The following is a 26,364-nucleotide window of genomic DNA, read 5'->3' on the forward strand; positions in this document are numbered from 1 at the left end:
GGCGGGGACCCCGGGAACACGGTAGATTCTGTGCTCTCAGGGGAGCCGGAACCTACAACGGATGTCAGCGTCCGCACCTTCATCGCAGCCCGATCCGACCCGGTTCGCCGGCGTCAACGCGCCTCCGCGCGTGCGCCACCTGCTGGCCGCGCTGCACGCGCTGGCCGAGAAGACCCTGGGTACCCCGCTCAAACTGACCATCGTCGAGCTGGAGCGCGAGCTGTTCCGCGACGCCGAGCGCGCCCGCAACAGCCAGATCCAGGCCGACATCTACGCGCAGACCCGGCGCCTGCACGAGATCAACGCGCAGTTCGCGTCGCGCTTCCTGGACGCGCTGGGCACGGTGCTGGCCAACCTGCGCGAACCGCGCGTGCGCCACGTGCCGGCGCCGACCCAGCCGGTCTCGGCCACCACCCTGACCCTGGTCACCGATACCGACATCGACCGCGACATCGTGCTGGCCGACATCGTCCGGCGCGAGTCGCAACGCTCGGCCGGGGCACTGCAGCTGCTCGGGCAGCGCTTCGGCGTGCTCGCGGCGGGGCCGGCCTTCGACGTGGAAGACCTGCCGTTCGGGCCCAACGTGCTGTGCCGGATCGCGCGCGACCTGGGCGAGGAGTTCGCGCTCGGGCTGGAAACCCAGCTGGCGCTGTACCGGGTGTTCGACCGCCAGTTGATCGAGCGCCTGGGCGAGCTGCTGGAACGCGCCAACATCCTGCTGACCCACGAAGGCGTGCTGCCCGGGCTGGTCTACACCCCGTATCTGGCACGTTCGGCCACCACCCGGCGCATCGTCACCGGGCCGGAGCGCGGCGCGGGCAACAACGCTGCCGGCGGCGCCGCCAACCGCCCGGTCACCGGCTGGAGCGGGTCGGCTGGCGCGGGCAACTGGGCGGCGATGACGAGCGAGGCGATCGGCCCGGTCGCCGCGCCCGCCTCCACCGCGACACCGCCGCCGCTGCCCGCCATGGGCACGCCGGGTCCGGGCGCGGACATGAACGCACCGGCGCTGTCGGCCCTGCATCACCTGCTGGACGCGGCCCGCCACAGCCAGGGTGCTGCTGGCCTTGCGGCCGCCGGCGCTGCCGGTGGCGCGGCTGGCACAGGCACAGGCACGGGCACGGGACCGGCTGCCGGCGTGCCGGGTCCGGGCGGAGCGGCGGCTGACGCGGCCGATGCCCCTGCCGACGCCAGCCGCCTGCCACCGGTGGCGGTGGACAGCAGTGCGGTGCATGCCACGCTGGCCAAGCTGCAGGCACAGGCCGCCGGGGTCCGCCGCAGCATGGCCGACCTGCACAACGCGCTGCTGGCGCAGATGCGCGCCGAGCACGGCCCGCAGGCCAGCCTGACGGTGAATGACACCGACACCTTCGACCTGCTGGACATGCTGTACGGGCAGATCCACCGCGAGGTGCGCCCGGATGCGGCCGCGGCGGACCTGCTGACCCGGCTGCAGGTGCCGGTGGCCCGCGCGGCGCTGTCCGACCCGGCGTTCTTCGTGCGCGACCAGCACCCGGCGCGCGAACTGCTCAATGCGGTGGCCGAAGCCGGGGCGAACTGGCTGGGCGAGGACGATGTCGATCCGCAGCTGGTGCAGAAGCTGGACCGCGCGGTGGACAAGGTGGTCACCGACTACGAAGGCGACACGGCGGTCTTCGACGCGGCCAATGAAGAGATCCAGCAGCACTTCCGCGCGCTGGCGCACAAGGCCGAGCTGGCCGAGCGCCGGCATGTGGAAGCGGCACGCGGCAAGGAACGGCTGGAGTCGGCCAAGCAGCAGGCGGGTGCGAGCATCGAGCAGCTGTGCGCGCAGGCCGCGCCGCCGCGCTTCGTGCAGTCGCTGCTCAAGCAGGCCTGGTCGGACGTCCTGACCCTGACCCTGCTGCGCAACGGCGAAGGCTCGGAGCAGTGGCACGCGCGCGAGAAGGAGACGGCGCGCATCGCCGAGGTGACCTGCCAGCCGCCGGGCAGCGCCGAGAGCGATGCCGAACTGGGCCAGCAGGTGGAATCGGCACTGCTGCAGGTGGGTTACCACCAGGACGAGGCGTCGGCGATCGCGCGGCGCCTGTCGACCCCGGGGGGCGAGGACGAGGCCAGCTCGCGCACCGAGCTGACCGCGCGCATCCGTGCGCGCTCGCGGCTGGGCGAGCAGGCCGAGGGCACCGAAGCCCGGCGCGAGGCGCCGTTGGCGCGCAGCCCGGCCGAGGAGGACTACTACCGCCAGCTGCGCACGCTGCCGTTCGGTACGTGGTTCGAGTTCACCACCAACCAGCAGGGCGACATGCGTCGCCAGCGACTGTCCTGGTACAGCCTGATCACCGACAACGCGCTGTTCGTGAATCCGCGCGGGCAGAAGGTGGCCGAGCATTCGCTGGACGGCCTGGCCCGTTTGATGGCGCACGGGCAGGCGCGGCTGGTCAGCGAAGGCAAGAGCCGCCTGATCGACCGGGCGTGGCAGGCGACCCTGCGCACGCTGCGTTCGCTGGCCGGCACGTCGACCCCTGCGGAGTCTGAAGAATGAACGACGACACCCGCCGCGCGCCGCGCCGCAACGTCAATGACCAGGTGCCGGTGACGGACACGCTGGCCGAAGCCGTGATCGGGCGCCTGGGCAATATTTCCGAGACGGGCATGCTGATGCTGTGCTCGGTGCCGATGAACGAGGATGCGCTGTACCAGATGCGCTTCGCCATTCCCGGGGCGAATGGCCAGCCGCAGACGCTGGACGTGGGCGTGCACCTGCTGTGGAACGAGCCCAGCCATGTGACCGGGCAGAGCTGGGCGGGGTTCCGCTTCCTGACCCTCAGCCGGGAGCACAAGGAGCAGTTGCGGGCGTGGATCGCCGAGGAATCTTCGGCGGTCTGAGTGCCGGTTCCGGCACAGCACGCGCTGGCCGATTGCGGCAGAATCAGGGGCTGCATTCCGCTGCCTGATGAGCCCCCGCGATGAACCAGTCCGACCTTGGTGCCCTGTATTCCCAGCACGTGCGCGTGCTTTGCCAACGCGCGGATCAGGCGCTGGCCCGTGGGGGGTTCGATCATCTGGTGATTCCCAGCGGGACGCTGCATTACCAGGCGTTCGATGACCGCGATTATCCGTATGCGGTGAATCCGAACTTCAAGGCGTGGCTGCCGCTGACGAAGGTGCCCAACAGCTGGGTGGTGTACACGCCGGGGCAGCGGCCGAAGGTGATCTTCCACCAGCCGTTCGATTACTGGCACGTGGTGCCGGACGCGCCCAACGGCTGGTGGGTGGAGCATTTCGACATCGAGATCATCCGCACGGCGGACGAGGCGCTGGCACTGCTGCCGCGCGATGCGTCGCGCTCCGCGATCCTGGGTGAGCCGCAGAGTGCGCTGGGCGGGTTCGTGCCGAACAATCCGGAGCCGGTGATCCATTACCTGGACTGGCACCGGGCGTACAAGACGCCGTACGAGATCGCGCTGATGCGCGAGGCGCAGCGACTGGGGGTGCGTGGGCACCGTGCGGCGGAGGCGGCGTTCCGTGCGGGGGCGAGCGAGTTCGAGATCCACATGGCGTACTGCCGTGCGGTGGGCCAGGACGCCAATGAGCTGCCGTACGGCAACATCATCGGGTTGAACGAGCATGCGGCGGTACTGCATTACACGGACCTGGGGCGTACGCCGCCGCAGCCGCTGCGTAGTTTCCTGATCGATGCGGGCGCGAGTGCGTCCGGTTACGCGAGCGACATCACGCGTACGTATGCGGCGGGTGGCCACGATGAGTTCCAGGCGATGATCGAGGCGGTCGACGCGGCGCAGCAGCAGATGGGCGCGGGGGTGCGCGCGGGGGTGGACTACAAGCAGCTGCACGTGGATGCGCACCTGTCGTTGATGGGCATCCTGAAGGACTTCGGGGTGCTGAAGGTGTCGCCGGAAGCGGCGCTGGCGACGGGGGTGAGCGCGGCGTTCTTCCCGCACGGGCTGGGCCATCTGATCGGGCTGCAGGTGCACGATGTGGCGGGCTTTGCGGCGAGCGACCGGGGCGGCCGGGTGGAGCGTCCGGAAGGTCATCCGTACCTGCGCCTGACCCGCTCGCTGGAGCCGGGCATGGTGGTGACGATCGAGCCGGGCGTGTACTTCATCGACATGCTGCTGGACGAGGTGAAGCAGCGCGGCCATGCGGACAGCATCGACTGGAACCGCGTGGACTTCTTCCGCCCGTACGGCGGGATCCGCATCGAGGACGAGGTGCTGTGCACCGAGGGCGATGCGGACAACCTGACGCGTCCGGAGTTCGCAAAGGCGTAACGGCATTCGACGCCATCCGGTAGAGCCGGGCCCTGCCCGGCTGCTGTTGGATTCAGGTGGTAGAGCCGGGCCTTGCCCGGCTGCTGTTGGATTCAGGCGAAAAGCCGCAGGCGCACCGTTTCCCTGGCTTGGGCCGCCCGGTGCCGGTTTGCGGGGTCGCCGTAAACCCATCCATGGGGGCTAAGCGGACGCCATCCATGGCGCCGATTCCCCCGCAAACCGACCCCGGTCGACCCTTTGACAGTGGGCCGGTGGCCACGGAAAAAGCAGGGACCGATCATTTCAATGCGTCACCGGGCGCGGATGATTTCACGGCAGTCGTTTGGGAACCGACCCTACCAAAGCGGGCCAGCGCACGGTCGAACCCGCGTAGGGACACGCCATGCGTGTCTTCTCTCGCAGGTGGGGCGATCTCTCTGGAGAAAAGCCCCCTTCTTGTTGAAGGGGGCGCGCCGAAGGCGGGGGGTTAAGGTGGAATGCGCGGATAACGCGGGCCGAAGGCACGTGTTATCCCGGAGCGGGGCTGCCCGGCGGCCGCCCCTGCACGTAGAAACTGAGACGCTGCTTTCAGCGCGAACCCAACATCTCCGCTTCAATCTCATCGGCACTTCGCGCCAATGCTGCAGTCAACACGTGGTGCCCGTCATCGGTGATCACCACATCGTCTTCGGTACGAATGCCGATGCCGCGCCAGCGCGCTTCCACGCTGGTGTCGTCCGCACCGATGTACAAGCCCGGCTCGATGGTGAAGGCCATGCCGACTTCGAGCATGCGTGAGTCGCCGGCGAGGCGGTAGTCGCCTACGTCGTGCACGTCCAGGCCGAGCCAGTGGCCGGTCTTGTGGCGGTAGAAGCGCTGGTAGTGGCCTTCGGCGATGTTGTCTTCCAGCGTGCCCTTGAGCAGGCCGAGCCGCAGCAGGCCTTCGGTGAGGGTCTGCACGGCAGCGAGGTGGCCGGCTTCGTAGGCGACGCCGGGGCGCGCCTGGGCCAATGCGGCGGCCTGCGCTGCGCCGACCAGGTCGTGCAGCGCGCGCTGCTCGGCGCTGAAGCGGCCGTTGACCGGGAAGGTGCGGGTGATGTCGCTGGCGTAACCGCGAAACTCCGCGCCGGCGTCGACCAGGACCAGCTCGCCGTCGCGGCTGCGTGCGTTGTTGGCGCGGTAATGCAGGATGCAACCGTTGCTGCCGGTACCGACGATGCTGCCGTACGCCGCCCATGCATCGTTGGCGCGGAACACGCGTTCGAGGTCCGCCTGCAGTTCGTACTCGTGGATGCCCGGTCGCGCCGCGTGCATGGCGGCGCGGTGCGCCTGCACGGTGATGTCGGCGGCGCGCTGCATCAGTGCGATTTCCGCGTCGGACTTGAACAGCCGCTGCTCGTGCAGCAGGTGGCCCAGCTCCAGGAACTCGTGCGGCGGTTGCGCACCGTGCCGCACCTGCGAGCGCACGCGGTTCACCCAGCCGATCAGCTTGAGGTCGAACTCCGCGTCGCGCCCGAAGTGGTAGTACACCCGCGAGCGGCCTTCCAGCAGGCCAGGCAGGATGTCGTCCAGATCGTCGATCGGGTAGGCATCGTCCATGCCGTATTGCGAAACCGCGCCCTCCTGGCCGGCGCGGGCGCCGTCCCAGGCTTCGCGCTCGGCGTCGCGCTCGCGGCAGAACAGGATCACTTCACCGTGGCGGCGGCCCGGGATCAGCACCAGCACCGCGTCCGGTTCCGGGAAACCGCTCAGGTACCAGAAGTCCGAGTCCTGGCGGAACGGGTAATGCGTATCCAGGCTGCGCACCCGTTCGGAGGCGGCCGGCAGCACCAGAATGGCGTCATCACCGGCCATCTCCATCAGCTGCTGGCGGCGGCCGGCGTACTCGGCGGCGGAAATGCCGGTCAACGCATGGATGCCCATCTCAGTTCAGGCGCTGCCGGTGGCGCGCGGCCATCACGCAGTCGCCGTGCAGCAGCAGTGCCGCCACGCGGATGAACTCTTCGATCTCGGCCAGCGCGTCCTCGTCGTCGTCGTTGCCGCTCTCGAAGTCCTCGCTGGAGGCCTGGGCCAGCTTGGCCAGGTCGGTGAGCGCTTCTTCACCTTCTTCGGACAGGGGCGGCCGCTTGCTGCCCGCGCCCAGGCCGAAACCGCCGAGGAAGGCGCGCGCCCAGGTGAACAGCGCGTCGGCCTGCGCGGCGGTGTCCTCGCTGTCGGTCAGCAGCAGCTCGAAGGCGAAGTCGCGGTCTTCCAGCTGCGCCACGCTGGCGACGCGGAGCTGGTCGAGCGCATCGCCGTCGACCGGGGTGGGCGCGTTGTCGTCGGCCAGCACCCGCGCCGGCCATTCGCGCACGGGTGCGCCGCCGGCCGACAGCCAGCCGCACAGGCCGCCGTGCAGCTCGGCTGCATTGGCACCCAGGCCGGCCGCCTGGCTGGCCTGGTTCACGTCGTTGACACTCGGAAGTTCGGTCATTTCAAGGCTCGATCTGGTGGGGCGCCGGGACAGCCGGCGACCCCGGGGTGGCAGCGCCACAGTGTATCAATCCGCCGGTGTTCATTATTCGCTTGACCGGCTCCAGTCCCCTTGCCTATCGTGCCGGACATGGAACCTTCCGATGCCATCGCCCAGTTACAGGCCTTTGCCGCCCGGGTGGAGGCGTTGCTGGAGCGCAACCAGCGCCTGGCCGAGGAGAACCGCAGCCTGCGCCACCAGCAGGAGACGCTGGTCAACGAGCGCTCGCAGCTGCTGGCCAAGAACGAGCAGGCCCGCTCCCGGGTGGAAGCGATGATCACCCGGCTCAAATCGCTGGAGCAGCACACATGAGCCAGAACGAACCGGTCAGCGTCCGCATCCTGGACCGCGAGTACACGGTGGGCGTGGGCGCGGACGAACGCGAAAGCCTGACCGCCGCCGCGCGCCTGCTCGATGCCAAGATGCGCGAGATCCGCGGCAGCAACCGCATGGCCGCGGTCGACCGCATCGCCGTGCTGGCCGCGCTCAACCTGGCCCATGAACTGCAGCAGCTGCGCGATGACTACGCGCGCCAGGCAGTCGCCCTGCAGCAGACGCTTGCCGATCTGAACAGGCGCCTGGACCGCGCCATCGACGGCGCGTGATCCGTTCTTCATTGTTCTGAATTGGCCTGTAATCCGACCGACGAACGGGGTATCCGATTTCGCGGCGTTGGCTATAATGGCCTCGCGTTCTCTGCTGTGAACGACGGCGTGTGCAAACATTCGCCTTGTCCCTTAATTACGACCACGGGTGCGCGACGGCGCCGGGAGTGCAGGTCCGCCTTGTAGCGGGAAGCCCGAAGGAGTCCCAGCGTACCCACTTGAACCCCGGGTTCAAGGTCGTTTCGCACGCATCGTCACCGCGGAGAATGCAGTATTCCTGCAAGAGCGACGTTCCATCGGGACGTCGCTCTTGTTTTATCCGGCCCCAACGGACCCAGGCATGACCGACCCGCGCTCCGCACTGCGCCAGCAGTTGCGCCAACGCCGCCGAGACATTCCCGCCGCGCAGCGCCTGGCCGCCGCCGAACAGCTCGCCGATGCCCTGCTTGCCCTGCCCTTCGCGCCCACCCACGGCCACGTGGCCGGCTACTGGGCGCTGGATGGCGAGATCGCCCTGCACCGCTGGCAGATGCGCCTGCCCGACAGCGTGCGCTACTGCCTGCCGGTGCTGGACGGCGACACCCTGCGCTTCGCGCCGTGGCGCCCGGGCCAGCCGCTGACCGCCAACCGCTTCGGCATTCCCGAACCCGACATTGCCATTGCCGACACGCTGGCGCCGGCGCAGATGACGCTGGTGGCCGCGCCGCTGGTGGGCTTCGACACGCAGTGCCGGCGGCTGGGCATGGGAGGCGGCTGGTATGATCGCAGCTTCGCATTCCGCCAGCAGCGCCCGGCTCCGCCGTGGCTGGTGGGCGTCGGTTTTTCGGTGCAGCAGGTGGATGACCTGCCGGTGCAGCCGTGGGACGTCGGCGTGGATGCGATCTGTACCGACGCTGCCACCCATTTCCCCGTACCGAACGATCCCGAATGACCGCACGCAAGCGCTACTGGCTGATGAAGTCCGAACCGGACGCCTTTTCCATCGACGACCTCAAGCGCGTGGGCCAGGAACCCTGGAACGGCGTGCGCAACTACCAGGCGCGCAACTTCATGCGCGACGGCATGAAGGTCGGCGACGGCATCCTGTTCTACCACTCCAATACCAAGGTACCCGGCATCGTCGGGCTGGCCACGGTCGCGACCGAAGCGTACCCGGACGACACCCAGTTCGATCCGAAGTCCGACTACTACGACCCCAAGGCCACCCGCGAAACGCCGCGCTGGCTGCTGGTGGACGTGGCCTTCGAGCGCAAGCTGCGCGACACCATTTCGCTGGACGAGATCAAGCTGCATGCCGACGCCCTGGGCGAAGGCTTCGCGCTGACCGCGCGCGGCAACCGCCTCTCGATCATCCCGGTTACCGCCGCGCAGTGGAAGCTGCTGCTGTCGCTCGAAAAGCACTGACCCCTTTCCCGTACGAGTTTCCCGCCATGTCCGAAGCCAAACGCCTCGCCGCAGAGAAAGCCCTGGAATACGTCGAAGACGGCATGATCGTCGGGGTCGGCACCGGTTCCACCGTTGCCTACTTCATCGACGGCCTGGCCCGTATCCAGCACCGCATCAAGGCCACCGTGTCCAGCTCCGAGCAGAGCACCGCGCGCCTGCGCCAGCACGGCATCGAAGTGCTGGAACTCAACCACACCGGCAACCTGTCGCTGTACGTGGACGGCGCCGACGAGTGCGACGGCAACAAGTGCCTGATCAAGGGCGGCGGTGCCGCACTGACCCGCGAGAAGATCATCGCCGAGGCCAGCGAGCGCTTCGTGTGCATCGTCGACCCGAGCAAACAGGTGCCGGTGCTCGGGAAATTCCCGCTGCCGGTGGAAGTGATTCCGATGGCACGCAGCCTGGTCGCGCGCCGGATCATGGACATGACCGGCGGCCAGCCGGCCTGGCGCGAAGGCGTCATCACCGACAACGGCAACCAGATCCTGGACATCCACCACCTGCAGATCACAGACCCGGTGGCGCTGGAACGCGAACTCAACCAGCTGCCCGGCGTGGTCTGCGTGGGCCTGTTCGCGCGCCGCCCGGCCGACGTGGTGATTGTTGGCGGCGAACCGCCGAAGGTGTTCTGATACCCCCTGCCGGCACGCCCGTGCCGGCTCCTGCCCGAGGGTCTGCCCATGCGCTTGATGCGCCTGCTGTTGCCGTTGCTGTTGCTGCTTACCCTGTCCGGCTGCGCCAGCACCGGCACCAGCCATTGGGTGGAACTGGGCGGCGCCCGTTACCAGGTCGAACTGGCCACCAATGACGAATCGCGTGCGCGCGGGCTGATGTTCCGCGACGAGATGCCTGCCGACCACGGCATGTTGTTCCTGCACGAGCGCCAGGAGCTGCAGGCGTACTGGATGAAGAACACCAAGATCGCGCTGGACATCCTGTATTTCGATGACCAGCGCCGCCTGGTCAGCCAGCAGCGCGACGTGCCGCCGTGTTCGGCCGGCGACCGCTGCCCGCCCTACCCCAGCAGCGGTCCGGCACGCTACGTGCTGGAGCTCAATGCCGGCCAGGCCGAGAAACTGGGCCTGCAGGACGGGGCCCAGCTCACCTTCGGCCCCGGCATCGCCGACCAGCCCTGAACGCCCTGCGGTGGCGGCGTTGTTTTCACGCCGCACCGCTTGAATCGCTCCGCATTTGTCGCCAGTCTGTGTCCATGCAGGGGCACATGACATTGCCGGCGTGGGACTCCCTGGCCGAACTGGACGACGAGGCGCTGCCGCTGTTGCCCACGGCCCTGCTGATCGCGCGCGACGAGTACCCCGACCTGGACCCGCAGGTCTACGACGCGCTGGTGCAGAGCCACGCCGACCACCTGCGCAGCGAGGTGGACACCATCGCGCACTGGCCGCTCAAGATCGCGGCGGTCAACCGCCATCTGTTCGACGAGCTGGGCTACGGCGGCGACCACGGCGAGTATTACGACCCGCGCAACAGCTACCTCAACCAGGTGTTCGAACGCCGCCTGGGCAACCCCATTTCGCTGGCCATGGTGCAGATGGAAGTGGCGCGGCGGCTGGGCATTCCGCTGGACGGGGTGTCGTTCCCGGGACACTTCCTGGTGCGGCTGCCGGTCGACGACGGGATGCTGGTGATGGACCCGTTCAACGGCGGCCGGCCGCTGGACGTGGAAGAGCTGCGCGAACGCGCGCGTTCGCACCTGGGCGGCGAAGTGCCGGACGACCAGGTGCTGGCGCAGATCCTGGACGCGGCGCCGGCGCGCGCGATCTTGATGCGCATGCTGCGCAACCTGCACGGGGTGTATGCCGAGCGCAGCGAATGGGACCGCGCCGCGCGCAGTGCCGACCGCCTGCTGAAGCTGGCGCCGGAGCAGGACGATGCCCTGCGCGATCGGGGGCTGGCGTACCTGCAGCTGGATTACGAAGCCGGCGCCCGCCACGACCTGGGACTGTACCTGCAGCGCAATGCCCAGGCCAATGACGCGCAGTGGGTCCGGGAGAAGCTGGTGGAAATGGGCAGCAGGGTGCCGCGGTTACATTAGTCGATCTCGACCATCTCGAAATCGTCCTTGGTCACGCCGCAGTCCGGGCAGGTCCAGGTGTCGGGCACGTCTTCCCACGCGGTGCCCGGGGCGATGCCCTCTTCGGGCAGGCCGTCGGCCTCCTTGTAGATGAAGCCGCAGACAACGCACATCCAGGTGCGGAAGGTGGTGGCGGTGGCGTCGGTCATCGGATAATCAGGCGTTGGACAGTACGGTCATAGGCCATTGTCCCACTCCCGCCGCGCTACCGGTAGCCATCGATGACAGCCCCTGTTCCCCCGTCCGCGCCCGTGCGCGGCGTGTACCTGATCACCCCCGACGACGCCGACACCGCCCGCCTGCTGGCGCGGGTCGAGCCCCTGCTGGCCGCCGGCCCGACCTGGCTGCAGTACCGCAACAAGACCGCCAGCAGCGACCTGCGCCACGAACAGGCGCGGGCCCTGCAGGCGCTGTGCGCCGCGCACGGGGTGCCGCTGATCATCAACGACGACCCGGCGCTGGCGCTGGCGGTCGGTGCAGCCGGCGTACACCTGGGCGGCACCGACGGCGACATCGGCGCGGCCCGCGCCCTGCTCGGCCCACAGGCCATCATCGGTGCGTCCTGCTACGACCAGCTGGAAAACGCCCAGCGCGCGGTGGCCGCCGGGGCCAGTTACGTGGCCTTCGGCGCGTTCTTCCCGACCACCACCAAGGTCACCAGCAGCCGCGCCCACCCGGACCTGCTGCGGCAAAGCGCCGCACTGGGCGTGCCACGGGTGGCGATCGGGGGGCTGAGCCCGGACAATGTGGGCCCGCTCATCGACGCCGGCGCCGACCTGCTGGCCGTGGTCAGCGGCGTGTTCGCCGCCGCCGACCCGGTGGCCACGCTGCGCGCCTACCTCGCCCGTTTCCAGGAACCTTCCGCATGAACCACGACCAGTCCCACGCCCTGTTCACCCGCGCCCAGGCGCTGCTGCCGGGCGGCGTCAATTCGCCGGTGCGCGCGTTCAAGTCGGTGGGCGGCGAGCCGTTCTTCGTCGAACGCGCCGACGGCCCTTACCTGTACGACGTGGACGGCAACCGCTACATCGACTACGTGGGCTCGTGGGGCCCGATGATCGTCGGCCACAACCACGCCACGGTACGCCAGGCGGTGAAGCAGGCGATCAACAACGGCCTGTCGTTCGGCGCGCCGTGCGCGGCCGAGGTGACCATGGCCGAGACCCTGACCCGCCTGGTGCCGTCGTGCGAGATGGTGCGCATGGTCAACTCCGGCACCGAGGCGACCCTGTCGGCGATCCGGCTGGCGCGCGGCGCCACCGGCCGCAACCGCATCGTCAAGTTCGAAGGCTGCTACCACGGCCACGGCGACTCGTTCCTGGTCAAGGCCGGCAGCGGCATGCTGACCCTGGGCGTGCCGACCTCGCCGGGCGTGCCGGCCGGGCTGAGCGAGCTGACCCTGACCCTGCCGTACAACGACTTCGATGCCGCCACCGCGCTGTTCGCCGAACAGGGCGCGGACATCGCCGGCCTGATCATCGAACCGGTGGTGGGCAACGCCAACTGCATTCCGCCGCGCGACGGTTACCTGCAGCACCTGCGCGCGCTGTGCACGCAGTACGGCGCGGTGTTGATCTTCGACGAAGTGATGACCGGCTTCCGCGTCGCCCTGGGGGGCGCGCAGGCGCATTACGGGATCACCCCGGACCTGACCACCTTCGGCAAGATCATCGGCGGCGGCATGCCGGTGGGCGCCTATGGCGGCCGCCGCGAGCTGATGTCGCAGATCGCCCCGGCCGGCCCGATCTACCAGGCTGGCACGCTGAGCGGCAACCCGGTGGCGATGGCTGCGGGCCTGGCGATGCTGGAACTGGTGCAGGCACCGGGCTTCCACGATCGCCTCTCCGCTACCAGCGCGCGCCTGTGCGCCGGGCTGGAAGCAGCCGCGGCCGAGGCGGGCGTGGCGGTAACCACCAACCAGGTGGGCGCGATGTTCGGGCTGTTCTTCACCGACCAGAAGGTGGAAACCTACGCGCAGGCAACGGCCTGCGACATCGCGGCCTTCAACCGGTTCTTCCACGCCATGCTGGAGCGTGGTGTGTTCCTGGCACCGTCGGCGTACGAAGCCGGGTTCCTGTCGAGCGCGCATGATGACGCGATCATCGACGCGACCCTGGACGCGGCGCGCGAGGCGTTCAAGGTGGTCAAGGCGGGTTGATCGCGGGTGCCACGCAGGGCGTGGCACTACCGAAAGCGAGGACGGTAGAGCCACGCCCTGCGTGGCTGCGCCGTCAGCCGAAGACGAATTTTCCTTTCATCATCGCGAAATGCCCGGGGAACGAGCAGAAGAACGTGTAGTCCCCACCCTTGCGCAATGCGGCGGTGGAGAAGGTGACGCTGGTGCTCTGTCCACCACCGATCACGGCGGTATGCGCCAGCACCCTCGCGTCCTTCTTCGGCAGGTAACTGTCGGCCAGGGTCATGCGCATGCCCGCCATCGCAACTGGCTGGTAATCGGCGGTGCGGGTCAGGACCCAGTTGTGCCCCATCGCGGTGGCGGCCAGCTTGCCGGTGTGGCGCAGGGTCAACTTCACCTGGGTGCAGTCGCCGGCGACCTTGATCTCCTTCTGGCTGAAGCTCATATGGTCGGTACTGTCCAGGCTCACCGCGCACATGCGCGCCTGCGCGGCGGGGGCCAGGGTGAGGCCAGCGAGCAACACGGGAACAAGCAGTTTCACGGCGATCTCCATCGGCAGACACTGCAATTCTAGGCAGGCCGGTGGTGACCGTGGTGCGACGCGATGTCGCAGCAACGGCGTCCAATGCGGTAACGTCAGCCGCTACTGCACCGACAACAGACACCATGCGCGTCGCCCTGGACTGCCTGCTGCTGGATTTCGACGGCGTGCTGGTCAATTACGCGCGGCACCTGCGCGTGCGGCATCTGGCCGACACGTGCGGGCGTACGCCCGCCGAGGTGCAGGCCGCGTTGTTCGACAGCGGACTGGAGCGGCGCCATGACGAGGGCATGGACAGCAGCGCTTACCTGCAGGAACTGAGCGCCGCGCTGGGCACGGAGATCAGCGTTGCGCAGTGGCAGGCCGCACGAATCGCCGCTTCACCGCCGCAACATGGCGTGATCGAACGCATGCAACGCATCGCATGCACGCTGCCGATCGCGATCCTCACCAACAACGGTGCGCTGATGGCGATGACGATTCCGCTGATCCTGCCGGGCCTTGCCGCAGCGCTGGACGGCCGCATCCTGTGCAGCGGCGAACTGGGCGGGCGAAAACCCGACCCGACCGTGTTCCTTCAAGCGGTGGAGCGGCTCAACGCACGCCCCACCCACACCCTGTTCGTCGACGACCTGTTCGTCAACGTGCGCGGTGCCCGCCAGGCCGGCCTGCATGCCGACACCGCCCACGACAGCCGCAGCTTCGGCAAGCTCATGCACCGCTTCGGCCTGGATGCCTGACCCACGCTGCGTGGCGCCTCAACGCGACGCGATGTACGACTGCACCGCCGCCCGCAGCCGCTTCAGGCCTTCGGCGACTTCTTCATCGGTGATGTTCAACGCCGGCACGAACCGCAGCACATCCGGTCCGGCCTGCAGCGTCAGCAGGCCCTGATCGGCCGCATGGTCCAGGATCGCGCCGGCCTGGCCAGCGAAGTCCTTGTCCAGCACCGCGCCCAGCATCAGGCCGCGACCGCGCACCTGGCCGAACACCTTGAACTCATCGTTGATCTTCCCCAGTCCATCGCGAAGCGCCTGCGACTGCCGGCTCACGTTGCGCGCGATCTCCGGCGAGGACAGCTTGCGCAGCGCCACCCGGGCCACCGCAGCGGCCAGCGGATTGCCACCGAAGGTGGTGCCGTGCGCGCCGAACTGCATCACCTCGGCCACCTTCGGCCCGGCCAGCATCGCGCCGATCGGGAAACCACCGCCCAGCGCCTTGGCCAGGGTCACGATGTCGGGCTTGACCTCGTCCTGCCAGTGCGCGAACAGGGTGCCGGTGCGGCCCATGCCCACCTGGATCTCGTCCAGCACCATCAGTGCGTTGTGCTGGTCGCACAGCTCGCGGATGCGCTTCATGAAGCCCGGCTTGGCCGGCATCACCCCGCCCTCGCCCTGGATCGGCTCCAGCATCACCGCGGCGACGTCGCCGGCGGCCATCGCCGTTTCCAGCTGCACCTCGTCGTTGAAGTCGACGTAGCGGAAGCCACCGGGCAGCGGCTCGTAGCCTTCCTGGTACTTCGGCTGCGCGGTGGCGGTCACCGCCGCCAGGGTGCGGCCGTGGAAGCTGCCGCGGAAGGTCACGATCACCCGCTGGTGGGCCGGGCGGCCCTGCGAGGAGGCCCACTTGCGCACCAGCTTGATCGCCACTTCATTGGCTTCGGCGCCGGAATTGCACAGGAACACCCGCTCGGCGAAGCGCGAGGCGGTGACCAGCTCTTCGGCCAGGCGCAGCGGCGGTTCGCTGTAGAACACGTTGCTGGTGTGCCACAGCTTGCCGGCCTGCTCGATCAGCGCGGCCTTCAGGTCCGGGTCGTTGTGGCCCAGCCCGCACACGGCGATGCCGGCGGCCAGGTCGATGAACTCACGGCCCTGGGTGTCCCAGACGCGGGCACCCTGGCCGCGCTCAAGCACCACCTGGCGCGGCTTGTAGACCGGCAGGTAGTAATGCGACAGGGACAGGAGCGGATCGGGGGCAGCGGCGGTCATGGCGGTCAGGGGTCCGGGAAAGCCTCCATTCTCCCCCTCCACCGGCTGGGGCACAATGCGGCCCATGCACCCCTTCCGCGCCCCCCAGCTCAACCCCGCGACCGAGGCCGGCTGGCGCCGGACCTGGTTCGACATCATCTACCGGCACGACACCCGGCCCTCGCGCAACTTCGACCTGCTGCTGGTCTACGCGATCATCGCCAGCGTGCTGGTGGTGATGTTCGACAGCGTGCAGCGCTTCCACATCGAACATGCCAGCTGGCTGTACGTGGTGGAGTGGGGCTTCACCCTCCTGTTCACCACCGAGTACCTGCTGCGCCTGGTGGTGGTGAAACGGCCGCTGCGCTATGCCTTCAGCATCTGGGGCATCATCGACCTGGCCTCGATCCTGCCCACCTACCTGTCGCTGTTCATCCCCGGCGCGCAGAGCCTGCTGGTGGTGCGCGCGCTGCGCATCCTGCGCGTGTTCCGCATCCTCAAGCTGACCCGCTACATCGAAGAAAGCGGCGTGCTGATGGAGTCGCTGTGGCGCAGCCGGCGCAAGATCCTGCTGTTCCTGTTCACGGTGGTCACCATCACGATCATTGCCGGCACGATGATGTACGTGATCGAAGGGCCGAACCACGGTTTCACCAGCATTCCCAGTGCGATGTACTGGGCGGTGGTGACGATGGCCACGGTGGGATTTGGCGACATCGTGCCGCAGACGGTGCTGGGGCGGTTCGTGACCTCGGTGTTGATCCTGATCGGTTACAGCATCATCGCCGTGCCGACCGGTATCTATACCGCCGAGCTGGCCAATACGATGCGCGATGCCGAGCGTGCCGCCAAGCGCGATGCACGTGGGTGCCCTTCGTGTGGGTTGGAAGGGCATGAGGCCGAGGCGAAGCATTGCCGGGCGTGTGGGCATGCGTTGCCGGAGACGTTCAATCAATGAACGATCTCGGGTCTGTGCAGGCCTGATGGGTGGTGTCGGTTGGGGTTAAACGTTGGACGCGTAACCGGTGACCGATCCCGTGCGGCTTCGGATGCTTGGGCCGCGCTGCGCGCGGGTGCCACGCAGGGCGTGGCACTACGAATTGTTACGTGCGCAGGACGTTGACGACAGCAACACCTGCGCACGTGTGGGGGTAGAGCCACGCCCTGCGTGGCTGCTCCGGCCCGTCAATCCAAAAACAAGTCCGGCAACAACGGTCGCGACGGATCGACCGCGTATCCGCTGAGGTCAGTGATACCCGCCTCCGCCAGCACCTCATCGTCCAGCAGGAAATTCCCGCTGAACCCCTTCGCTTCACGCGTCAACACCGCGTGCGCGGCGTCGGCCAGGATCTCCGGCGTGCGGCAGCCGCCCACGTCCACGCCCGGAATCATGTTGATTGCGTCAGTGGCGATCACGGTACGCGGCCACAACGCATTCACCGCCACGCCCTGCGGTCCGAACTCCGCGGCCAGGCCCAGGGTGACGAAGCTCATGCCCATCTTGGCCAGGGTGTAACCCGTATGCGGCCCCCACCACTTCGGGTCCAGGCTGGGCGGCGGCGCCAGGGTGAGGATGTGCGGGTTCGGCGCCTGCAGCAGGTGCGGCAGGCACGCCTGTGCGCACAGGAAGCTGCCGCGTGAATTGACCTGCTGCATCAGGTCGAACCGCTTCATCCGCGTATCCAGCGTGCCGCGCAGCCAGATCGCGCTGGCGTTGTTGACCAGGATGTCGATGCCACCAAAGGTGTCCACGGTGGCCGCCACGGCGGCGCGCACCTGGTCTTCCTCGCGGATGTCGCACTTCAGCGCCAGGCCCTGGCCGCCCGCGGCGGTGACCGCCTCGGCCGCACTGTGGATGGTGCCCGGCAGCTTCGGGTTGGGCACCGCCGACTTCGCCGCGATCGCCACGTTGGCGCCGTCACGGGCCGCGCGCAGCGCGATGGCCAGGCCAATGCCGCGCGAGGCACCGGTGATGAACAGGGTTTTCCCTTGCAGACTGGCCACGTCGATCACTCCCGCGAATTCATGATGGGCCCAGTATGCCGCGCCCACGCGCAATTAACCGCCCCTTGACGATAGTGACAACCTGGTTACCGCTGCGAGGTCCCTGCCATGCGCCGTTCCCGCTGTCTGTTCCCCGTCCTGGGTCTGCTCGTTCTTGCCACTGCGTGCCAACGCAACCCCTCTGATGCGGCCGAGGCGCCAACACCGGCTGCCGCTGCCGACGCGACCGCCCCATCGGCAGCCGCCAACGCCAACCTGCGCTGGAGCAATGCGGTGGTCTGGAGCGGCGACCTCAACAGCTGCCGCCAGGGCGAGGCTGCGGCCACCCGCGAATGCCTGATCGCCGCGATGCGCAGTGCCGGCGCCAATGCCGACGCCATCGCTGCCGCCGAGCAGCTCTCCAGCGGCGGCGAGCTTGCCTTTGCCAGCGCCTGGCACGACCAGGACGGCATCGGCGTTGCCACCGTCACCTATCCGTTCCGCGCCAACACCAACGAAGGCACCCGCCTGATCGACGCCAGCGGCAAGCGCATCGACGTGGACAACGTGCAGCTGGATGACACGCTGCGTGCGGACCCGGGCGTGCAGGCGCTGTTGGCCACCGACCCGCAGGCCATGCCGTTCCCGCCGGCGCAGGCGGCCGCCAGCACACCGCTGGACGGCGGCGGCGTTCGCCTGCTGTACCGCACGCCCCTGCGCGAATGCCACGCCTGTGCCGATGTCGGCGCCGTGCAGATCGGCTACGACTTCGATGCGCAGCGCAATTTCATCGGGCAGCAGGTGGTACCTGCGACGCCGTAGGTGATTGTCAGGGCTTCGGCCCCTGCCCTTCGTTGTCTTCCCAGTGCAGGATCTTGCGGGTGACCACGCGGTAGACCGGCTTGCCGGTGCGGAACCACAGGTCGCGCACCCACGAGTGGCGCTTCAGCACGCGCTTTTCCACCGGGGTCAGCGCTTCGCGGCAGTACATGCGCTTGTGCTTGAGCAGGTGGCGCAGGTCTTCGCGGGCGAGCAGGCGCATCCAGCGCGAGCGCGGGTTGCCGATCACCGCCAGCTGGAAATCGATCAGCGCCGGGCTGCCGTCTTCGCGCACCAGCCAGTTGGCTTCCTTGGCCAGGTCGTTGTGGGCGATGCCGTGGCGGTGCACCTTCTGCAGCAGGCGGCGCGCGGCGCGGAAATAGGCGATGTCGCCACGCGGCGGGCGCTGGTACATGGCGTCGCCGGCCATGAAGCTGCGGTCCAGCCAACGCCCGTTCCAGGCCAGCAGCGCTGGGGTGTCGGGCATCCCGTCCAGGTGCGCCAGCGCGCGCGCCTCGCGTCGGGCCAGCCACCAGGCCGGTAGGCGCAGCCACCACGGCGTGGCCCCCAGGTCGCGACGGACGAAACGCCGGCCGTCCTGTTCCATCAACAGGATGCGGCCAAAGCTGTCGGCCTTCAGGGCATGTGACGCGGGCGGGAGCGGACGGTTCATGCCGGCCATTCTAGGCGGCGGACCGCGTTCTTTGCCGCCCCATGACGAACACCGGGCGGCCCTGTCGGGCAGTCAGTCACGTTGCCGCCTCTATAATCAGCCGATGGACTCGTCATGGATCGATGCCACGCTTGCGTGGATATCAGCTCACCCGGTGCTCGCCGGCGCGGTCATCTTCCTCATCGCCTTCTGCGATGCGGTGATCGTGCTGGGCGCCATCGTGCCCGCCCTGCCGCTGCTGTTCGCGGTGGGCGTCTTCATTGGCCTGGGCCAGATCTCGGGACCGTATGCGGTGGCGTGCGCGGCACTGGGCGCCTTCGCCGGTGATGGCATCAGCTATTGGATAGGCCGGCGCTGGGGCGACCGGCTGCGCGGGGTGTGGCCGTTCAGCCGTTACCCGCAGCTGCTCGACCGTGGCGAAACCATGTTCCGCCGCAATGCGTTCAAGAGCATCCTGGTGGCCCGCTACGTGGGCGCGATCCGCCCGTTCGTGCCGGCCATCGCCGGGATGATGAACATGCCGGCGATGCGCTACGTACAGGCCAGCGGCATCGCCAGCATTTCCTGGGCGGTGCTGTTCCTTGCACCGGGCTGGGTGCTGGGCGAAGCCTACGACGCGGTCGCGGCGGTGGCCGGGCGGCTGGTGATGGTGCTGGCGCTGGTCGGCGTGGTGATGGGCGTGGTCTGGGCGATCGTGCTGTACGGCTACCGCTGGTCGGCCGCGCGCATGGACAGCTGGCTGGCCAGCCTGCTGCAATGGTCGCAGCGCCATCCCACGCTGGGCCGTTATTCGGTCTCCGTGTTCGACCCGCAACGGCGCGAGTCGGTGCCGTTGGCGATGCTGGCGCTGATGCTGCTGTTGCTGGGCTGGGGCTGGTTCGCGTTGTTGATGGCGGTGGTCGCGCATGGCGAACCGCTGAGCCTGGACCTGGCCGTGCACCAGGCGATGCTGGCGCTGCGCAACCCGCTGGCCGATTACCCGATGGCCGCGCTGGCCTCGCTCGGCGCCTGGCAGGTACTGCTGCCGCCGACCGTGGTGACCATGGGCTACCTGATCTGGCGCCGCCGCTGGATGGCCGCCGCGCATTGGCTGGCCGCGCTGGCCTTCGGCCTGGCCCTGACCCGGCTGCTGGGCGCCACGGTGGACGTGGTGCGGCCGCCGGACGCGAGCAGCGGCTTCGGCTTCCCGTCGGTGTCGGTGACCATGGCCACCATCACCTTCGGCTTCTTCGCGGTGCTGATCGCGCGTGAGCTGCCCGGGCGCACGCGGGTGTGGCCGTACCTGCTGTCGGGCATCATCGTCAGCCTGATCGGATTCGCGCGGCTGTACCTGGGCGCGCACTGGCTGAGCGACGTGATCGGCGGCATGTTGTTCGGCACGTTCTGGCTGCTGGTGCTGGGCATTGCCTACCGTCGCCGCTTCAACCGCTCGTTCTGGGTCAAGCCGGTGTCGTGGCTGTTCTATGGCACCTTCGCGGTGGCCGCGCTGTGGTACGCGCCGCGCAACGTCGACCTGAAGCTGCAGCGCTTCGAACCGGCCCAGCCTGCGCCGGCCAGGCTGGTGGCGCAGGCCTGGTGGGGCGGCCAGTGGCGCAGCCTGCCGTCGCGCCGCAACGAGTTCGACGACGACCAGCGCTGGCCGCTGGACGTGCAGGTGGCCGGGCCGCTGGAGCCGTTGCGCGAGCGGCTGGAAAGCCAGGGCTGGCGCGTGCAGCCGCAGGCCGGCTGGGAGCAGGCGCTGCTGATGCTGGACAAGTCCGCCACCCAGGACGAAGTGCCGGTGCTGCCGGCCACCCTGGACACCCAGGTGGAATCGCTGCTGATGCTGCGCCCGGGCAACGCGCCCAACGAGATCTTCGCGCTGCGCCTGTGGCCGGCGCCGGCCCAGCTGCAGCCGGGCGACCAGCCGTTGTGGCTCGGAAGCGCGCAGACGCTGCACTACCAGCAGCATTTCAAGCTGATCGGGATGTGGCGGCCGATGCGCGGGATCGATCCTTCGCTGACGGCGGTGCGCGAAGCGCTGGAAGGGCTGCCGCAGGACGTGGGCAACCATCCGGATACCGGCATACCGGTGCTACGCGTCAGGACCTATTGAATTACCAATTTTCGTCGATCACGGTGGCGTTGGGCGGCATCCAGCGCAGCAGTGCGTCCAGGCGCTGGTGCGGGTCGTCCATCTGCAGCAGCTGCAGGCGCTGGGCTTCTTCCAGCGGCATCAGTTCGGCCAGCCGCCAGCCGACCCAGGCCGACTGATCCAGCAGCGCCGGATGGCTCGGCTCGAAGGCGCTGCCGGCCTGTTCGATGATGTGCGCCAGCACGGTGGAAAGCAGCGCGTGTTCCGGACGCAGTTCGTCGTCGGGGTCGGGCGCGCTCCACTCGACCTCGGCCACGATCAGGCCGTTGTCGCGGATGCGCGGCGGGCGCGCGTGGAAGCGCCGGTGGCCGCGCAGGCGCAGCACCAGGACGCCGTCGGCGCCCATGTCGAAGTCTTCGATGCGCGCTTCCACGCCATGCGTGGCCGGGGTGGCCGGGGTGCCGACCTCTTCCCCTTCCAGGATCAGGCAGATCCCGAACGGGGTATCGTTGCGGCTGCACTCGCGCAGCATGTCCAGGTAGCGGCGCTCGAATACGCGCAGGCCCAGCGCGGCACCCGGCAGCAGGGCCGAATGCAGCGGAAACAGCGGCAAGGTCGTGGTGTCGGTCATTGCAGCGCTCACCGCGCCTGCAACTGGGCCAGGAACCGGCGCGGCGCGCCGTCGAAGCCCCCGTTGGACATGAACACCACGTGGTCGCCGGGCTGCACGATGTCACCCAGCTGGACCAGCAACGCGTCGGTGTCGGGCACCGCATGCGCTTGGCCGCGCACCGCAGCGATCACGCTGGCGGCGTCCCACGCCAGTTCCGGGCGGTGCAGGAACACCACCGCGTCGGCCAGCGCCAGCGACGGCGCCAGCGCCTCGGCATGCGCACCGAGCCGCATCGAATTGCTGCGCGGCTCCATCGCGACCACGATGCGGCGGGCGCCCACCTTGGCGCGCAACCCTTCCAGCGTGGTGTGGATCGCGGTGGGGTGGTGGGCAAAGTCGTCGTAGACGGTGATGCCACCCGCCTCGCCGATCACTTCCATGCGCCGCTTGACACTGCGGAAGTTCGCCAGCGCCGGGATCACCGTGGCCGGGGCAACGCCAACCGCATGCGCGGCCGCCAGTGCCGCCAGGCCATTGAGCACGTTGTGGCGGCCGAGCAGCGACCAGCGCACTTCGCCCAGCGCCACGCCACGGTGGTGCACGATGAAGGCGCTGCCATCGGCGTTGACCAGCTCGGCATGCCATTCCAGGCCGGGGTCGAAGCCGAAGCGCTCCACCGGGGTCCAGCAACCCATCGCCAGCACCTCGGCCAGGTAGGCGTCCTCGCCGTTGACGATCAGCCGCCCGCGCGCGGGCACGGTGCGGACCAGGTGGTGGAACTGGCGCTGGATCGCGGCCACGTCCGGGAAGATGTCGGCGTGGTCGTACTCGAGGTTGTTGAGGATCGCCACCAGCGGGCGGTAGTGCACGAACTTGCTGCGCTTGTCGAAGAACGCGGTGTCGTACTCGTCCGCTTCGACCACGAATTCACGGCCCTGCCCGATCCGTGCGGAGACGCCGAAGTCTTCAGCCACGCCGCCGATCAGGAAGCCGGGTTCGCGGCCAGCGGCCTGCAGCAGCCAGGTCAGGATGGTGGTGGTGGTGGTCTTGCCGTGGGTGCCGGCCACGGCCAGCGTGTCGCGGCCCGGCAGCACCTGCTCGGACAGCCACTGCGCGCCTGAAATGTAGCGTTGGCCGGCATCGAGGACGGCTTCGACCGCCGGATTGCCGCGCGACAGCGCATTGCCGACCACGACTTCGTCGCAGTCGCTGGCGACGCTGTCGGTGCGATAGCCCGGGTCGAGGGCGATGCCCAGCTGTTCGAGCTGGGTGGACATCGGCGGGTAGATCGCCTGGTCGCTGCCACGGACCGTATGGCCCAGTTCCCGCGCCAGCGCGGCCACGCCGCCCATGAAGGTGCCGGCAATACCAAGAATGTGGATCGTGCTCATCGGACGATTGTCGCCCAAAGCCAACCATGAAGGGGAGGCGCAATGCATCTGGGGGGAGAGCCCCCTGAGTCAGGGGGCGGCCGCGTAGCGGCGGGGGTCTGGAAGCAGACAAAGGGGCCCACGGTTTGCGCAGCAAACTGTGGGACTACAGCACGCATGTATTTGCGTGCTGTAGGGGAATCCCTGATAGCGACGTACTGTGAATACGGACACAATTCATCGCGCCAGCCGCAGTACTCCCGATGGTCCTACTCCCCAAGAGGCCATCCCACGGGGGGCTCATATTGTGAGGCTCTGAGCAGGCCTGATCGCTGGCGTTCTACACCGCACGCCCGGTTCCGATAGGACCGGGCGTGCGCGTGTAGGTTGTTCAGCCCTTGATGGCTGCGTGGATGCGGGCTTCCACTTCTTCGAGTTCACCCACGCCGTCCACGCGCGCCAGGGTGCCGCGACCTGCATAGAAATCCACCACCGGCGCGGTCTGGTCGGTATAGACCTGCAGGCGCTGGCGCACCGATTCCGGATTGTCATCGGCACGGCCCTGCTCGGCCGCACGGCCGGCAATGCGCTGCACCAGCAGTTCGCTGGCCACGTCCAGCTGCACCACGGCATCCAGCGGCTGGCCGATCTTGGCCAGCAGGACATCCAGCGCGTTGGCCTGGGCCACGTTGCGCGGGTAACCGTCGAGGATGAAGCCCTTGGCCACGTCCGGCTGGCCCAGGCGCGATTCGAGCATGCCCAGCAGGATGTCGTCGGACACCAGGTTGCCGGCGTCCATCACGGCCTTGGCCTGCTTGCCCAGCTCGGTGCCGGCGGCCACTTCGGCACGCAGCAGGTCGCCGGTGGAAATGTGGGCAATGCCCAGGTGTTCCTTCAGGCGCGTCGCCTGTGTCCCCTTGCCCGAACCGGGCGGTCCCAACAGAACCAATCGCATCAACCTGACTCCAACTTGGTAAAAAACGGAAGGGCGCGCGCCCCGGGATTGTCCACAATCACGCTGCACCGCAATACACGCACTTTACCTCATACCGGTAATGTCCCTGCAATGTCCTTCCCCCCGACCAAGGTCCGACCATGTCCAAAGGTACCCTGCTGTACGCCCAGTCAGGCGGCGTCACCGCCGTCATCAATGCCACCGCCTCCGCTGTGATCAGCACCGCCAGGGCCAAGGGAATCAAGGTCTTGGCCGCGCGCAACGGCATTTTGGGGGCGCTGCGCGAGGAGCTGATCGACACCTCGAAGGAATCGGCGGCGGCCATCGCGGCGCTGGCCCATACCCCGGGCGGGGCGTTCGGCTCGTGCCGCTACAAGCTCAAGTCGCTGGACGCCGACCGTGCCCGCTACGAGCGCCTGCTGGCGGTGCTGCAGGCCCATGACGTGCGCTGGTTCCTCTACAACGGCGGCAACGATTCGGCCGACACGGCCTGGAAGGTGTCGCAGCTGGCCAAGGCGTTCGATTACGACCTGACCTGCATCGGCGTGCCCAAGACGATCGACAACGACCTGGCGGTGACCGACACCTGCCCCGGCTTCGGCTCGGCGGCCAAGTACACCGCGGTGTCGGTGCGCGAAGCGGCGCTGGACGTGGCGGCGATGGCCGAAACCTCGACCAAGGTGTTCGTGTACGAGGCCATGGGCCGTCACGCCGGCTGGCTGGCCGCCGCCGCCGGGCTGGCCGGCAACGGGCCCGATGAGGCGCCGCACATCATCCTGCTGCCCGAGCGCGCCTACGACGAGGCCGCGTTCCTGGCCAAGGTGAAGCAGGTGGTGGAGCGCGTGGGCCACTGCGTGGTGGTGGCGTCGGAAGGCATCCAGACCGCCGATGGCCGCTTCGTGGCCGACGCCGGCGGCGGTAAGGATTCGTTCGGGCACACCCAGCTGGGCGGCGTGGCCTCGCAGCTGGCCGCACGGGTCAAGGACGCGCTGGGCTACAAGGTGCACTGGACCCTGCCCGACTACCTGCAGCGCTCGGCGCGGCACATTGCCTCCAAGACCGACTGGGAACAGGCGCAGGCGGTGGGCAAGGCCGCGGTGCAGTACGCACTGAAGGGCCAGAACGCGGTGATGCCGGTGATCGTGCGCAGCAGCGACGCGCCGTACCGCTGGAAGATCGAGCCGGCGCCGCTGCACAAGGTGGCCAACCACGAGAAGAAGATGCCGGCCAGCTTCATCCGCCGCGACGGCTTCGGCATCACCGACAAGGCCCGCGCGTACCTGTCGCCACTGATCAAGGGCGAAGCCCCCCTGCCCTACGGCGCGGATGGTCTGCCGAAGTACGTAACGCTGAAGAACGTGGCGGTAAAAAAGAAATTGCCAGCCTTCGAGGCGTAAGCGGTTTGCGACACCCTCCGGTGCCGCCTACAATCCCCCAACGCCGGCAGGACACGTCGGCGTTCGCAACCGCGACCCACCCTCCGCGCCCTGCGGACGATGACAAGGACAGTACCCGACCATGAAGTGCACCCCTCTGTTTGCCGTGCTGCTGCTCGCTGCGGCGGCCCCGGCGTTTGCCGCCGATACCTGTGAAAGCTCGTTCCTCAAGAAGGGCAACCCACTGAAGGGCACCAACTTCACCGCTTCGGTCAGCCACCCGGGCCTGACCGTGCCAAGCGCCATTGGCCAGATGCGCGTGATTGCCAAGAACGCCAACATGGACGTGATCGACGAAGATGTTGCAAGCGGCTCGATGCTGATCGAAGAACCGCAGACCGGCATGCACAAGAACCTGCCGCTGATCGTCAGTGCGACCAACGAGGGCGGGACCGGTACGGTCGGCCTGCTTCTGAAGGTCAATCCGGGCGCGTTCGCCAGCACCGATGGCGTGAAGAAGGCGATGTGCGACCTGCTGACCCAGGTCAAGCCGGGCAAGGCCGGCGAGCAGCTGGCAGCGGCTACCCCGAAGGCGTCGGTGGTGAACACTACGGCCCGTGAGTTCGGTTCGCGCCTGCGCTCGCAGCACAAGGACAACCCGGGCGCGATGGAAGCGCGTTACCAGGGCAAGGAATACGCGATCACCGGTCGCGTGATCACCGTGTTCAAGGACGGCAACGGCTACAACACCGGCTTCGATGTCGGCGGCAATCCCAGCGGTGGCATCGATTTCGACAGCGTCGCCATCTCCTGCCGTTTCGCGCCGAGCCAGACCGCGTATGCGATGGCGCTGCGCCCGAAGGAAAACGTCACCCTGAAGGGCGTGATCGATCATTACGATCAGAACAACCGCGTGATGTGGCTGCGGGACTGCAAGGGCAACTGAGC

The 26,364-nt window shown here is 68.3% G+C and carries 28 protein-coding genes and 1 other RNA gene; 19 read left to right on the forward strand and 10 right to left on the reverse strand.

Translation table 11 applies throughout. The features are described from left to right. The first annotated feature begins 61 nt into the window (after window positions 1–61). The 3 genes from HGB51_RS07145 to pepQ all read left to right on the forward strand — a co-directional run bounded on the left by HGB51_RS07145 (window position 62) and on the right by pepQ (window position 4,271). Window positions 62–2,521 (forward strand): DUF1631 domain-containing protein, encoded by a 2,460-nt coding sequence (locus tag HGB51_RS07145; protein ID WP_070207375.1) that lies wholly within the window; start codon window positions 62–64, stop codon window positions 2,519–2,521. Continuing rightward, complete coding sequence (locus HGB51_RS07150) at window positions 2,518–2,865, forward strand: PilZ domain-containing protein (protein WP_070207374.1); 348 nt, start codon at window positions 2,518–2,520, stop codon at window positions 2,863–2,865. Before HGB51_RS07145 ends, HGB51_RS07150 begins: the two co-directional genes overlap by 4 nt. 80 nt (window positions 2,866–2,945) lie before the next feature. Further along, window positions 2,946–4,271: a Xaa-Pro dipeptidase gene (gene pepQ / locus HGB51_RS07155; protein ID WP_070207373.1), complete on the forward strand. Its 1,326-nt coding sequence runs from the start codon at window positions 2,946–2,948 to the stop codon at window positions 4,269–4,271. Between the two features lie 567 nt (window positions 4,272–4,838). On the opposite strand, the gene HGB51_RS07160 is transcribed toward pepQ, so the two are convergent. Together HGB51_RS07160 and HGB51_RS07165 are read right to left on the reverse strand one after the other, a co-directional pair. Then, window positions 4,839–6,167: an aminopeptidase P N-terminal domain-containing protein gene (locus tag HGB51_RS07160; RefSeq protein WP_141739088.1), complete on the reverse strand. Its 1,329-nt coding sequence runs from the start codon at window positions 6,165–6,167 to the stop codon at window positions 4,839–4,841. Window positions 6,168–6,174: 7 nt separating this feature from the next. Then, window positions 6,175–6,723, reverse strand: coding sequence for a UPF0149 family protein (locus tag HGB51_RS07165; RefSeq protein WP_070207333.1), 549 nt, complete (start codon window positions 6,721–6,723; stop codon window positions 6,175–6,177). A 129-nt stretch (window positions 6,724–6,852) separates the two neighbouring features. Here HGB51_RS07165 and HGB51_RS07170 point away from each other — a divergent pair, with 129 nt between their 5' ends. The 8 genes from HGB51_RS07170 (at window position 6,853) to HGB51_RS07205 (ending at window position 10,869) form a co-directional block, all read left to right on the forward strand. Beyond that, window positions 6,853–7,074: a TIGR02449 family protein gene (locus HGB51_RS07170; protein WP_070207332.1), complete on the forward strand. Its 222-nt coding sequence runs from the start codon at window positions 6,853–6,855 to the stop codon at window positions 7,072–7,074. Next, window positions 7,071–7,367, forward strand: coding sequence for a cell division protein ZapA (locus HGB51_RS07175; RefSeq protein ID WP_070207331.1), 297 nt, complete (start codon window positions 7,071–7,073; stop codon window positions 7,365–7,367). The genes HGB51_RS07170 and HGB51_RS07175 overlap by 4 nt, the downstream gene beginning before the upstream one ends. Before the next feature lie 85 nt (window positions 7,368–7,452). After that, window positions 7,453–7,637, forward strand: a non-coding RNA gene (gene ssrS, locus HGB51_RS07180) — 6S RNA. 70 nt (window positions 7,638–7,707) lie between these two features. Then, the gene (locus tag HGB51_RS07185; RefSeq protein WP_070207330.1) at window positions 7,708–8,298 is read left to right on the forward strand and encodes a 5-formyltetrahydrofolate cyclo-ligase; all 591 of its coding nucleotides are present in this window, start codon (window positions 7,708–7,710) and stop codon (window positions 8,296–8,298) included. Next, window positions 8,295–8,771, forward strand: a complete 477-nt coding sequence (locus tag HGB51_RS07190; protein WP_070207329.1) for an EVE domain-containing protein — start codon at window positions 8,295–8,297, stop codon at window positions 8,769–8,771. Before HGB51_RS07185 ends, HGB51_RS07190 begins: the two co-directional genes overlap by 4 nt. Window positions 8,772–8,797: 26 nt before the next feature. Further along, window positions 8,798–9,445: a ribose-5-phosphate isomerase RpiA gene (gene rpiA, locus HGB51_RS07195; RefSeq protein WP_070207328.1), complete on the forward strand. Its 648-nt coding sequence runs from the start codon at window positions 8,798–8,800 to the stop codon at window positions 9,443–9,445. A 48-nt stretch (window positions 9,446–9,493) separates the two neighbouring features. Then, on the forward strand, window positions 9,494–9,949 hold the full coding sequence (locus tag HGB51_RS07200) for a DUF192 domain-containing protein (protein WP_070207327.1): 456 nt from the start codon (window positions 9,494–9,496) through the stop codon (window positions 9,947–9,949). Window positions 9,950–10,023: 74 nt separating this feature from the next. Then, window positions 10,024–10,869, forward strand: coding sequence for a SirB1 family protein (locus tag HGB51_RS07205; protein ID WP_070207326.1), 846 nt, complete (start codon window positions 10,024–10,026; stop codon window positions 10,867–10,869). On the opposite strand, the gene HGB51_RS07210 is transcribed toward HGB51_RS07205, so the two are convergent. Beyond that, complete coding sequence (locus tag HGB51_RS07210) at window positions 10,866–11,057, reverse strand: rubredoxin (RefSeq protein WP_070207325.1); 192 nt, start codon at window positions 11,055–11,057, stop codon at window positions 10,866–10,868. The genes HGB51_RS07205 and HGB51_RS07210 overlap by 4 nt on opposite strands. A 72-nt stretch (window positions 11,058–11,129) precedes the next feature. Here HGB51_RS07210 and thiE point away from each other — a divergent pair, with 72 nt between their 5' ends. Together thiE and hemL are read left to right on the forward strand one after the other, a co-directional pair. Beyond that, the gene (thiE, locus tag HGB51_RS07215) at window positions 11,130–11,777 is read left to right on the forward strand and encodes a thiamine phosphate synthase (protein ID WP_070207324.1); all 648 of its coding nucleotides are present in this window, start codon (window positions 11,130–11,132) and stop codon (window positions 11,775–11,777) included. Then, window positions 11,774–13,066: a glutamate-1-semialdehyde 2,1-aminomutase gene (hemL, locus tag HGB51_RS07220; protein ID WP_070207323.1), complete on the forward strand. Its 1,293-nt coding sequence runs from the start codon at window positions 11,774–11,776 to the stop codon at window positions 13,064–13,066. Before thiE ends, hemL begins: the two co-directional genes overlap by 4 nt. Before the next feature lie 73 nt (window positions 13,067–13,139). On the opposite strand, the gene azu is transcribed toward hemL, so the two are convergent. Next, entirely contained in the window at window positions 13,140–13,598 is a 459-nt protein-coding gene (azu, locus tag HGB51_RS07225) for an azurin (RefSeq protein ID WP_070207322.1), read from the reverse strand. Window positions 13,599–13,711: 113 nt separating this feature from the next. On the opposite strand from azu, the gene HGB51_RS07230 reads away from it, so the two are divergent. Continuing rightward, window positions 13,712–14,326, forward strand: coding sequence for an HAD-IA family hydrolase (locus tag HGB51_RS07230; protein WP_070207321.1), 615 nt, complete (start codon window positions 13,712–13,714; stop codon window positions 14,324–14,326). Window positions 14,327–14,344: 18 nt separating this feature from the next. On the opposite strand, the gene HGB51_RS07235 is transcribed toward HGB51_RS07230, so the two are convergent. After that, window positions 14,345–15,574, reverse strand: a complete 1,230-nt coding sequence (locus tag HGB51_RS07235) for an acetylornithine transaminase (RefSeq protein ID WP_070207320.1) — start codon at window positions 15,572–15,574, stop codon at window positions 14,345–14,347. A gap of 64 nt (window positions 15,575–15,638) precedes the next feature. On the opposite strand from HGB51_RS07235, the gene HGB51_RS07240 reads away from it, so the two are divergent. After that, window positions 15,639–16,511, forward strand: a complete 873-nt coding sequence (locus HGB51_RS07240) for an ion transporter (RefSeq protein ID WP_070207319.1) — start codon at window positions 15,639–15,641, stop codon at window positions 16,509–16,511. Window positions 16,512–16,738: 227 nt separating this feature from the next. On the opposite strand, the gene HGB51_RS07245 is transcribed toward HGB51_RS07240, so the two are convergent. Beyond that, window positions 16,739–17,557 carry an SDR family oxidoreductase gene (locus tag HGB51_RS07245; protein ID WP_070207338.1) on the reverse strand — a complete coding sequence of 273 codons (819 nt, stop codon included), beginning with the start codon at window positions 17,555–17,557 and terminating at the stop codon, window positions 16,739–16,741. A gap of 108 nt (window positions 17,558–17,665) precedes the next feature. Between HGB51_RS07245 and HGB51_RS07250 the strand changes: the two genes are divergently transcribed. Then, window positions 17,666–18,358 carry a hypothetical protein gene (locus HGB51_RS07250; RefSeq protein ID WP_070207318.1) on the forward strand — a complete coding sequence of 231 codons (693 nt, stop codon included), beginning with the start codon at window positions 17,666–17,668 and terminating at the stop codon, window positions 18,356–18,358. A gap of 7 nt (window positions 18,359–18,365) precedes the next feature. Here the strand turns inward: HGB51_RS07250 and HGB51_RS07255 are convergent, their stop codons facing one another. Beyond that, window positions 18,366–19,028 carry a phosphotransferase gene (locus HGB51_RS07255; protein WP_070207337.1) on the reverse strand — a complete coding sequence of 221 codons (663 nt, stop codon included), beginning with the start codon at window positions 19,026–19,028 and terminating at the stop codon, window positions 18,366–18,368. A gap of 103 nt (window positions 19,029–19,131) precedes the next feature. On the opposite strand from HGB51_RS07255, the gene HGB51_RS07260 reads away from it, so the two are divergent. After that, window positions 19,132–21,123 (forward strand): bifunctional DedA family/phosphatase PAP2 family protein, encoded by a 1,992-nt coding sequence (locus HGB51_RS07260; RefSeq protein ID WP_070207317.1) that lies wholly within the window; start codon window positions 19,132–19,134, stop codon window positions 21,121–21,123. A 1-nt stretch (window position 21,124) separates the two neighbouring features. Here the strand turns inward: HGB51_RS07260 and HGB51_RS07265 are convergent, their stop codons facing one another. From HGB51_RS07265 to HGB51_RS07275, 3 genes are all read right to left on the reverse strand, one after another. Further along, window positions 21,125–21,733, reverse strand: coding sequence for an LON peptidase substrate-binding domain-containing protein (locus HGB51_RS07265; protein ID WP_070207316.1), 609 nt, complete (start codon window positions 21,731–21,733; stop codon window positions 21,125–21,127). An 8-nt stretch (window positions 21,734–21,741) separates the two neighbouring features. Beyond that, window positions 21,742–23,106: a UDP-N-acetylmuramate:L-alanyl-gamma-D-glutamyl-meso-diaminopimelate ligase gene (gene mpl, locus HGB51_RS07270; protein ID WP_070207315.1), complete on the reverse strand. Its 1,365-nt coding sequence runs from the start codon at window positions 23,104–23,106 to the stop codon at window positions 21,742–21,744. 370 nt (window positions 23,107–23,476) lie between these two features. After that, complete coding sequence (locus HGB51_RS07275; protein ID WP_070207314.1) at window positions 23,477–24,040, reverse strand: adenylate kinase; 564 nt, start codon at window positions 24,038–24,040, stop codon at window positions 23,477–23,479. Window positions 24,041–24,180: 140 nt separating this feature from the next. Here HGB51_RS07275 and HGB51_RS07280 point away from each other — a divergent pair, with 140 nt between their 5' ends. Next, the gene (locus tag HGB51_RS07280; RefSeq protein ID WP_070207313.1) at window positions 24,181–25,437 is read left to right on the forward strand and encodes a 6-phosphofructokinase; all 1,257 of its coding nucleotides are present in this window, start codon (window positions 24,181–24,183) and stop codon (window positions 25,435–25,437) included. 121 nt (window positions 25,438–25,558) lie between these two features. Continuing rightward, window positions 25,559–26,362, forward strand: coding sequence for a hypothetical protein (locus HGB51_RS07285; RefSeq protein WP_070207312.1), 804 nt, complete (start codon window positions 25,559–25,561; stop codon window positions 26,360–26,362). Window positions 26,363–26,364: the final 2 nt, after the last annotated feature.

Origin of the sequence: Stenotrophomonas bentonitica (assembly GCF_013185915.1) — a bacterium.
Lineage (GTDB): Bacteria > Pseudomonadota > Gammaproteobacteria > Xanthomonadales > Xanthomonadaceae > Stenotrophomonas > Stenotrophomonas bentonitica.

Excerpts from the sequence above, each read along its gene's own strand:
- HGB51_RS07265 (WP_070207316.1), bottom strand. The coding sequence starts at position 21,733 with ATGACCGACACCACGACCTTGCCGCTGTTTCCGCTGCATTCGGCCCTG.
- HGB51_RS07190 (WP_070207329.1), top strand. The coding sequence starts at position 8,295 with ATGACCGCACGCAAGCGCTACTGGCTGATGAAGTCCGAACCGGACGCC.
- HGB51_RS07170 (WP_070207332.1), top strand. The coding sequence starts at position 6,853 with ATGGAACCTTCCGATGCCATCGCCCAGTTACAGGCCTTTGCCGCCCGG.
- HGB51_RS07235 (WP_070207320.1), bottom strand. The coding sequence starts at position 15,574 with ATGACCGCCGCTGCCCCCGATCCGCTCCTGTCCCTGTCGCATTACTAC.
- azu (WP_070207322.1), bottom strand. The coding sequence starts at position 13,598 with ATGGAGATCGCCGTGAAACTGCTTGTTCCCGTGTTGCTCGCTGGCCTC.
- HGB51_RS07280 (WP_070207313.1), top strand. The coding sequence starts at position 24,181 with ATGTCCAAAGGTACCCTGCTGTACGCCCAGTCAGGCGGCGTCACCGCC.
- HGB51_RS07230 (WP_070207321.1), top strand. The coding sequence starts at position 13,712 with ATGCGCGTCGCCCTGGACTGCCTGCTGCTGGATTTCGACGGCGTGCTG.
- rpiA (WP_070207328.1), top strand. The coding sequence starts at position 8,798 with ATGTCCGAAGCCAAACGCCTCGCCGCAGAGAAAGCCCTGGAATACGTC.
- hemL (WP_070207323.1), top strand. The coding sequence starts at position 11,774 with ATGAACCACGACCAGTCCCACGCCCTGTTCACCCGCGCCCAGGCGCTG.
- HGB51_RS07200 (WP_070207327.1), top strand. The coding sequence starts at position 9,494 with ATGCGCTTGATGCGCCTGCTGTTGCCGTTGCTGTTGCTGCTTACCCTG.
- HGB51_RS07285 (WP_070207312.1), top strand. The coding sequence starts at position 25,559 with ATGAAGTGCACCCCTCTGTTTGCCGTGCTGCTGCTCGCTGCGGCGGCC.
- HGB51_RS07205 (WP_070207326.1), top strand. The coding sequence starts at position 10,024 with ATGCAGGGGCACATGACATTGCCGGCGTGGGACTCCCTGGCCGAACTG.
- HGB51_RS07275 (WP_070207314.1), bottom strand. The coding sequence starts at position 24,040 with ATGCGATTGGTTCTGTTGGGACCGCCCGGTTCGGGCAAGGGGACACAG.
- HGB51_RS07240 (WP_070207319.1), top strand. The coding sequence starts at position 15,639 with ATGCACCCCTTCCGCGCCCCCCAGCTCAACCCCGCGACCGAGGCCGGC.
- HGB51_RS07145 (WP_070207375.1), top strand. The coding sequence starts at position 62 with ATGTCAGCGTCCGCACCTTCATCGCAGCCCGATCCGACCCGGTTCGCC.
- HGB51_RS07255 (WP_070207337.1), bottom strand. The coding sequence starts at position 19,028 with ATGAACCGTCCGCTCCCGCCCGCGTCACATGCCCTGAAGGCCGACAGC.
- mpl (WP_070207315.1), bottom strand. The coding sequence starts at position 23,106 with ATGAGCACGATCCACATTCTTGGTATTGCCGGCACCTTCATGGGCGGC.
- pepQ (WP_070207373.1), top strand. The coding sequence starts at position 2,946 with ATGAACCAGTCCGACCTTGGTGCCCTGTATTCCCAGCACGTGCGCGTG.
- HGB51_RS07150 (WP_070207374.1), top strand. The coding sequence starts at position 2,518 with ATGAACGACGACACCCGCCGCGCGCCGCGCCGCAACGTCAATGACCAG.
- HGB51_RS07185 (WP_070207330.1), top strand. The coding sequence starts at position 7,708 with ATGACCGACCCGCGCTCCGCACTGCGCCAGCAGTTGCGCCAACGCCGC.
- HGB51_RS07260 (WP_070207317.1), top strand. The coding sequence starts at position 19,132 with ATGGACTCGTCATGGATCGATGCCACGCTTGCGTGGATATCAGCTCAC.
- HGB51_RS07175 (WP_070207331.1), top strand. The coding sequence starts at position 7,071 with ATGAGCCAGAACGAACCGGTCAGCGTCCGCATCCTGGACCGCGAGTAC.
- HGB51_RS07250 (WP_070207318.1), top strand. The coding sequence starts at position 17,666 with ATGCGCCGTTCCCGCTGTCTGTTCCCCGTCCTGGGTCTGCTCGTTCTT.
- HGB51_RS07165 (WP_070207333.1), bottom strand. The coding sequence starts at position 6,723 with ATGACCGAACTTCCGAGTGTCAACGACGTGAACCAGGCCAGCCAGGCG.
- HGB51_RS07210 (WP_070207325.1), bottom strand. The coding sequence starts at position 11,057 with ATGACCGACGCCACCGCCACCACCTTCCGCACCTGGATGTGCGTTGTC.
- thiE (WP_070207324.1), top strand. The coding sequence starts at position 11,130 with ATGACAGCCCCTGTTCCCCCGTCCGCGCCCGTGCGCGGCGTGTACCTG.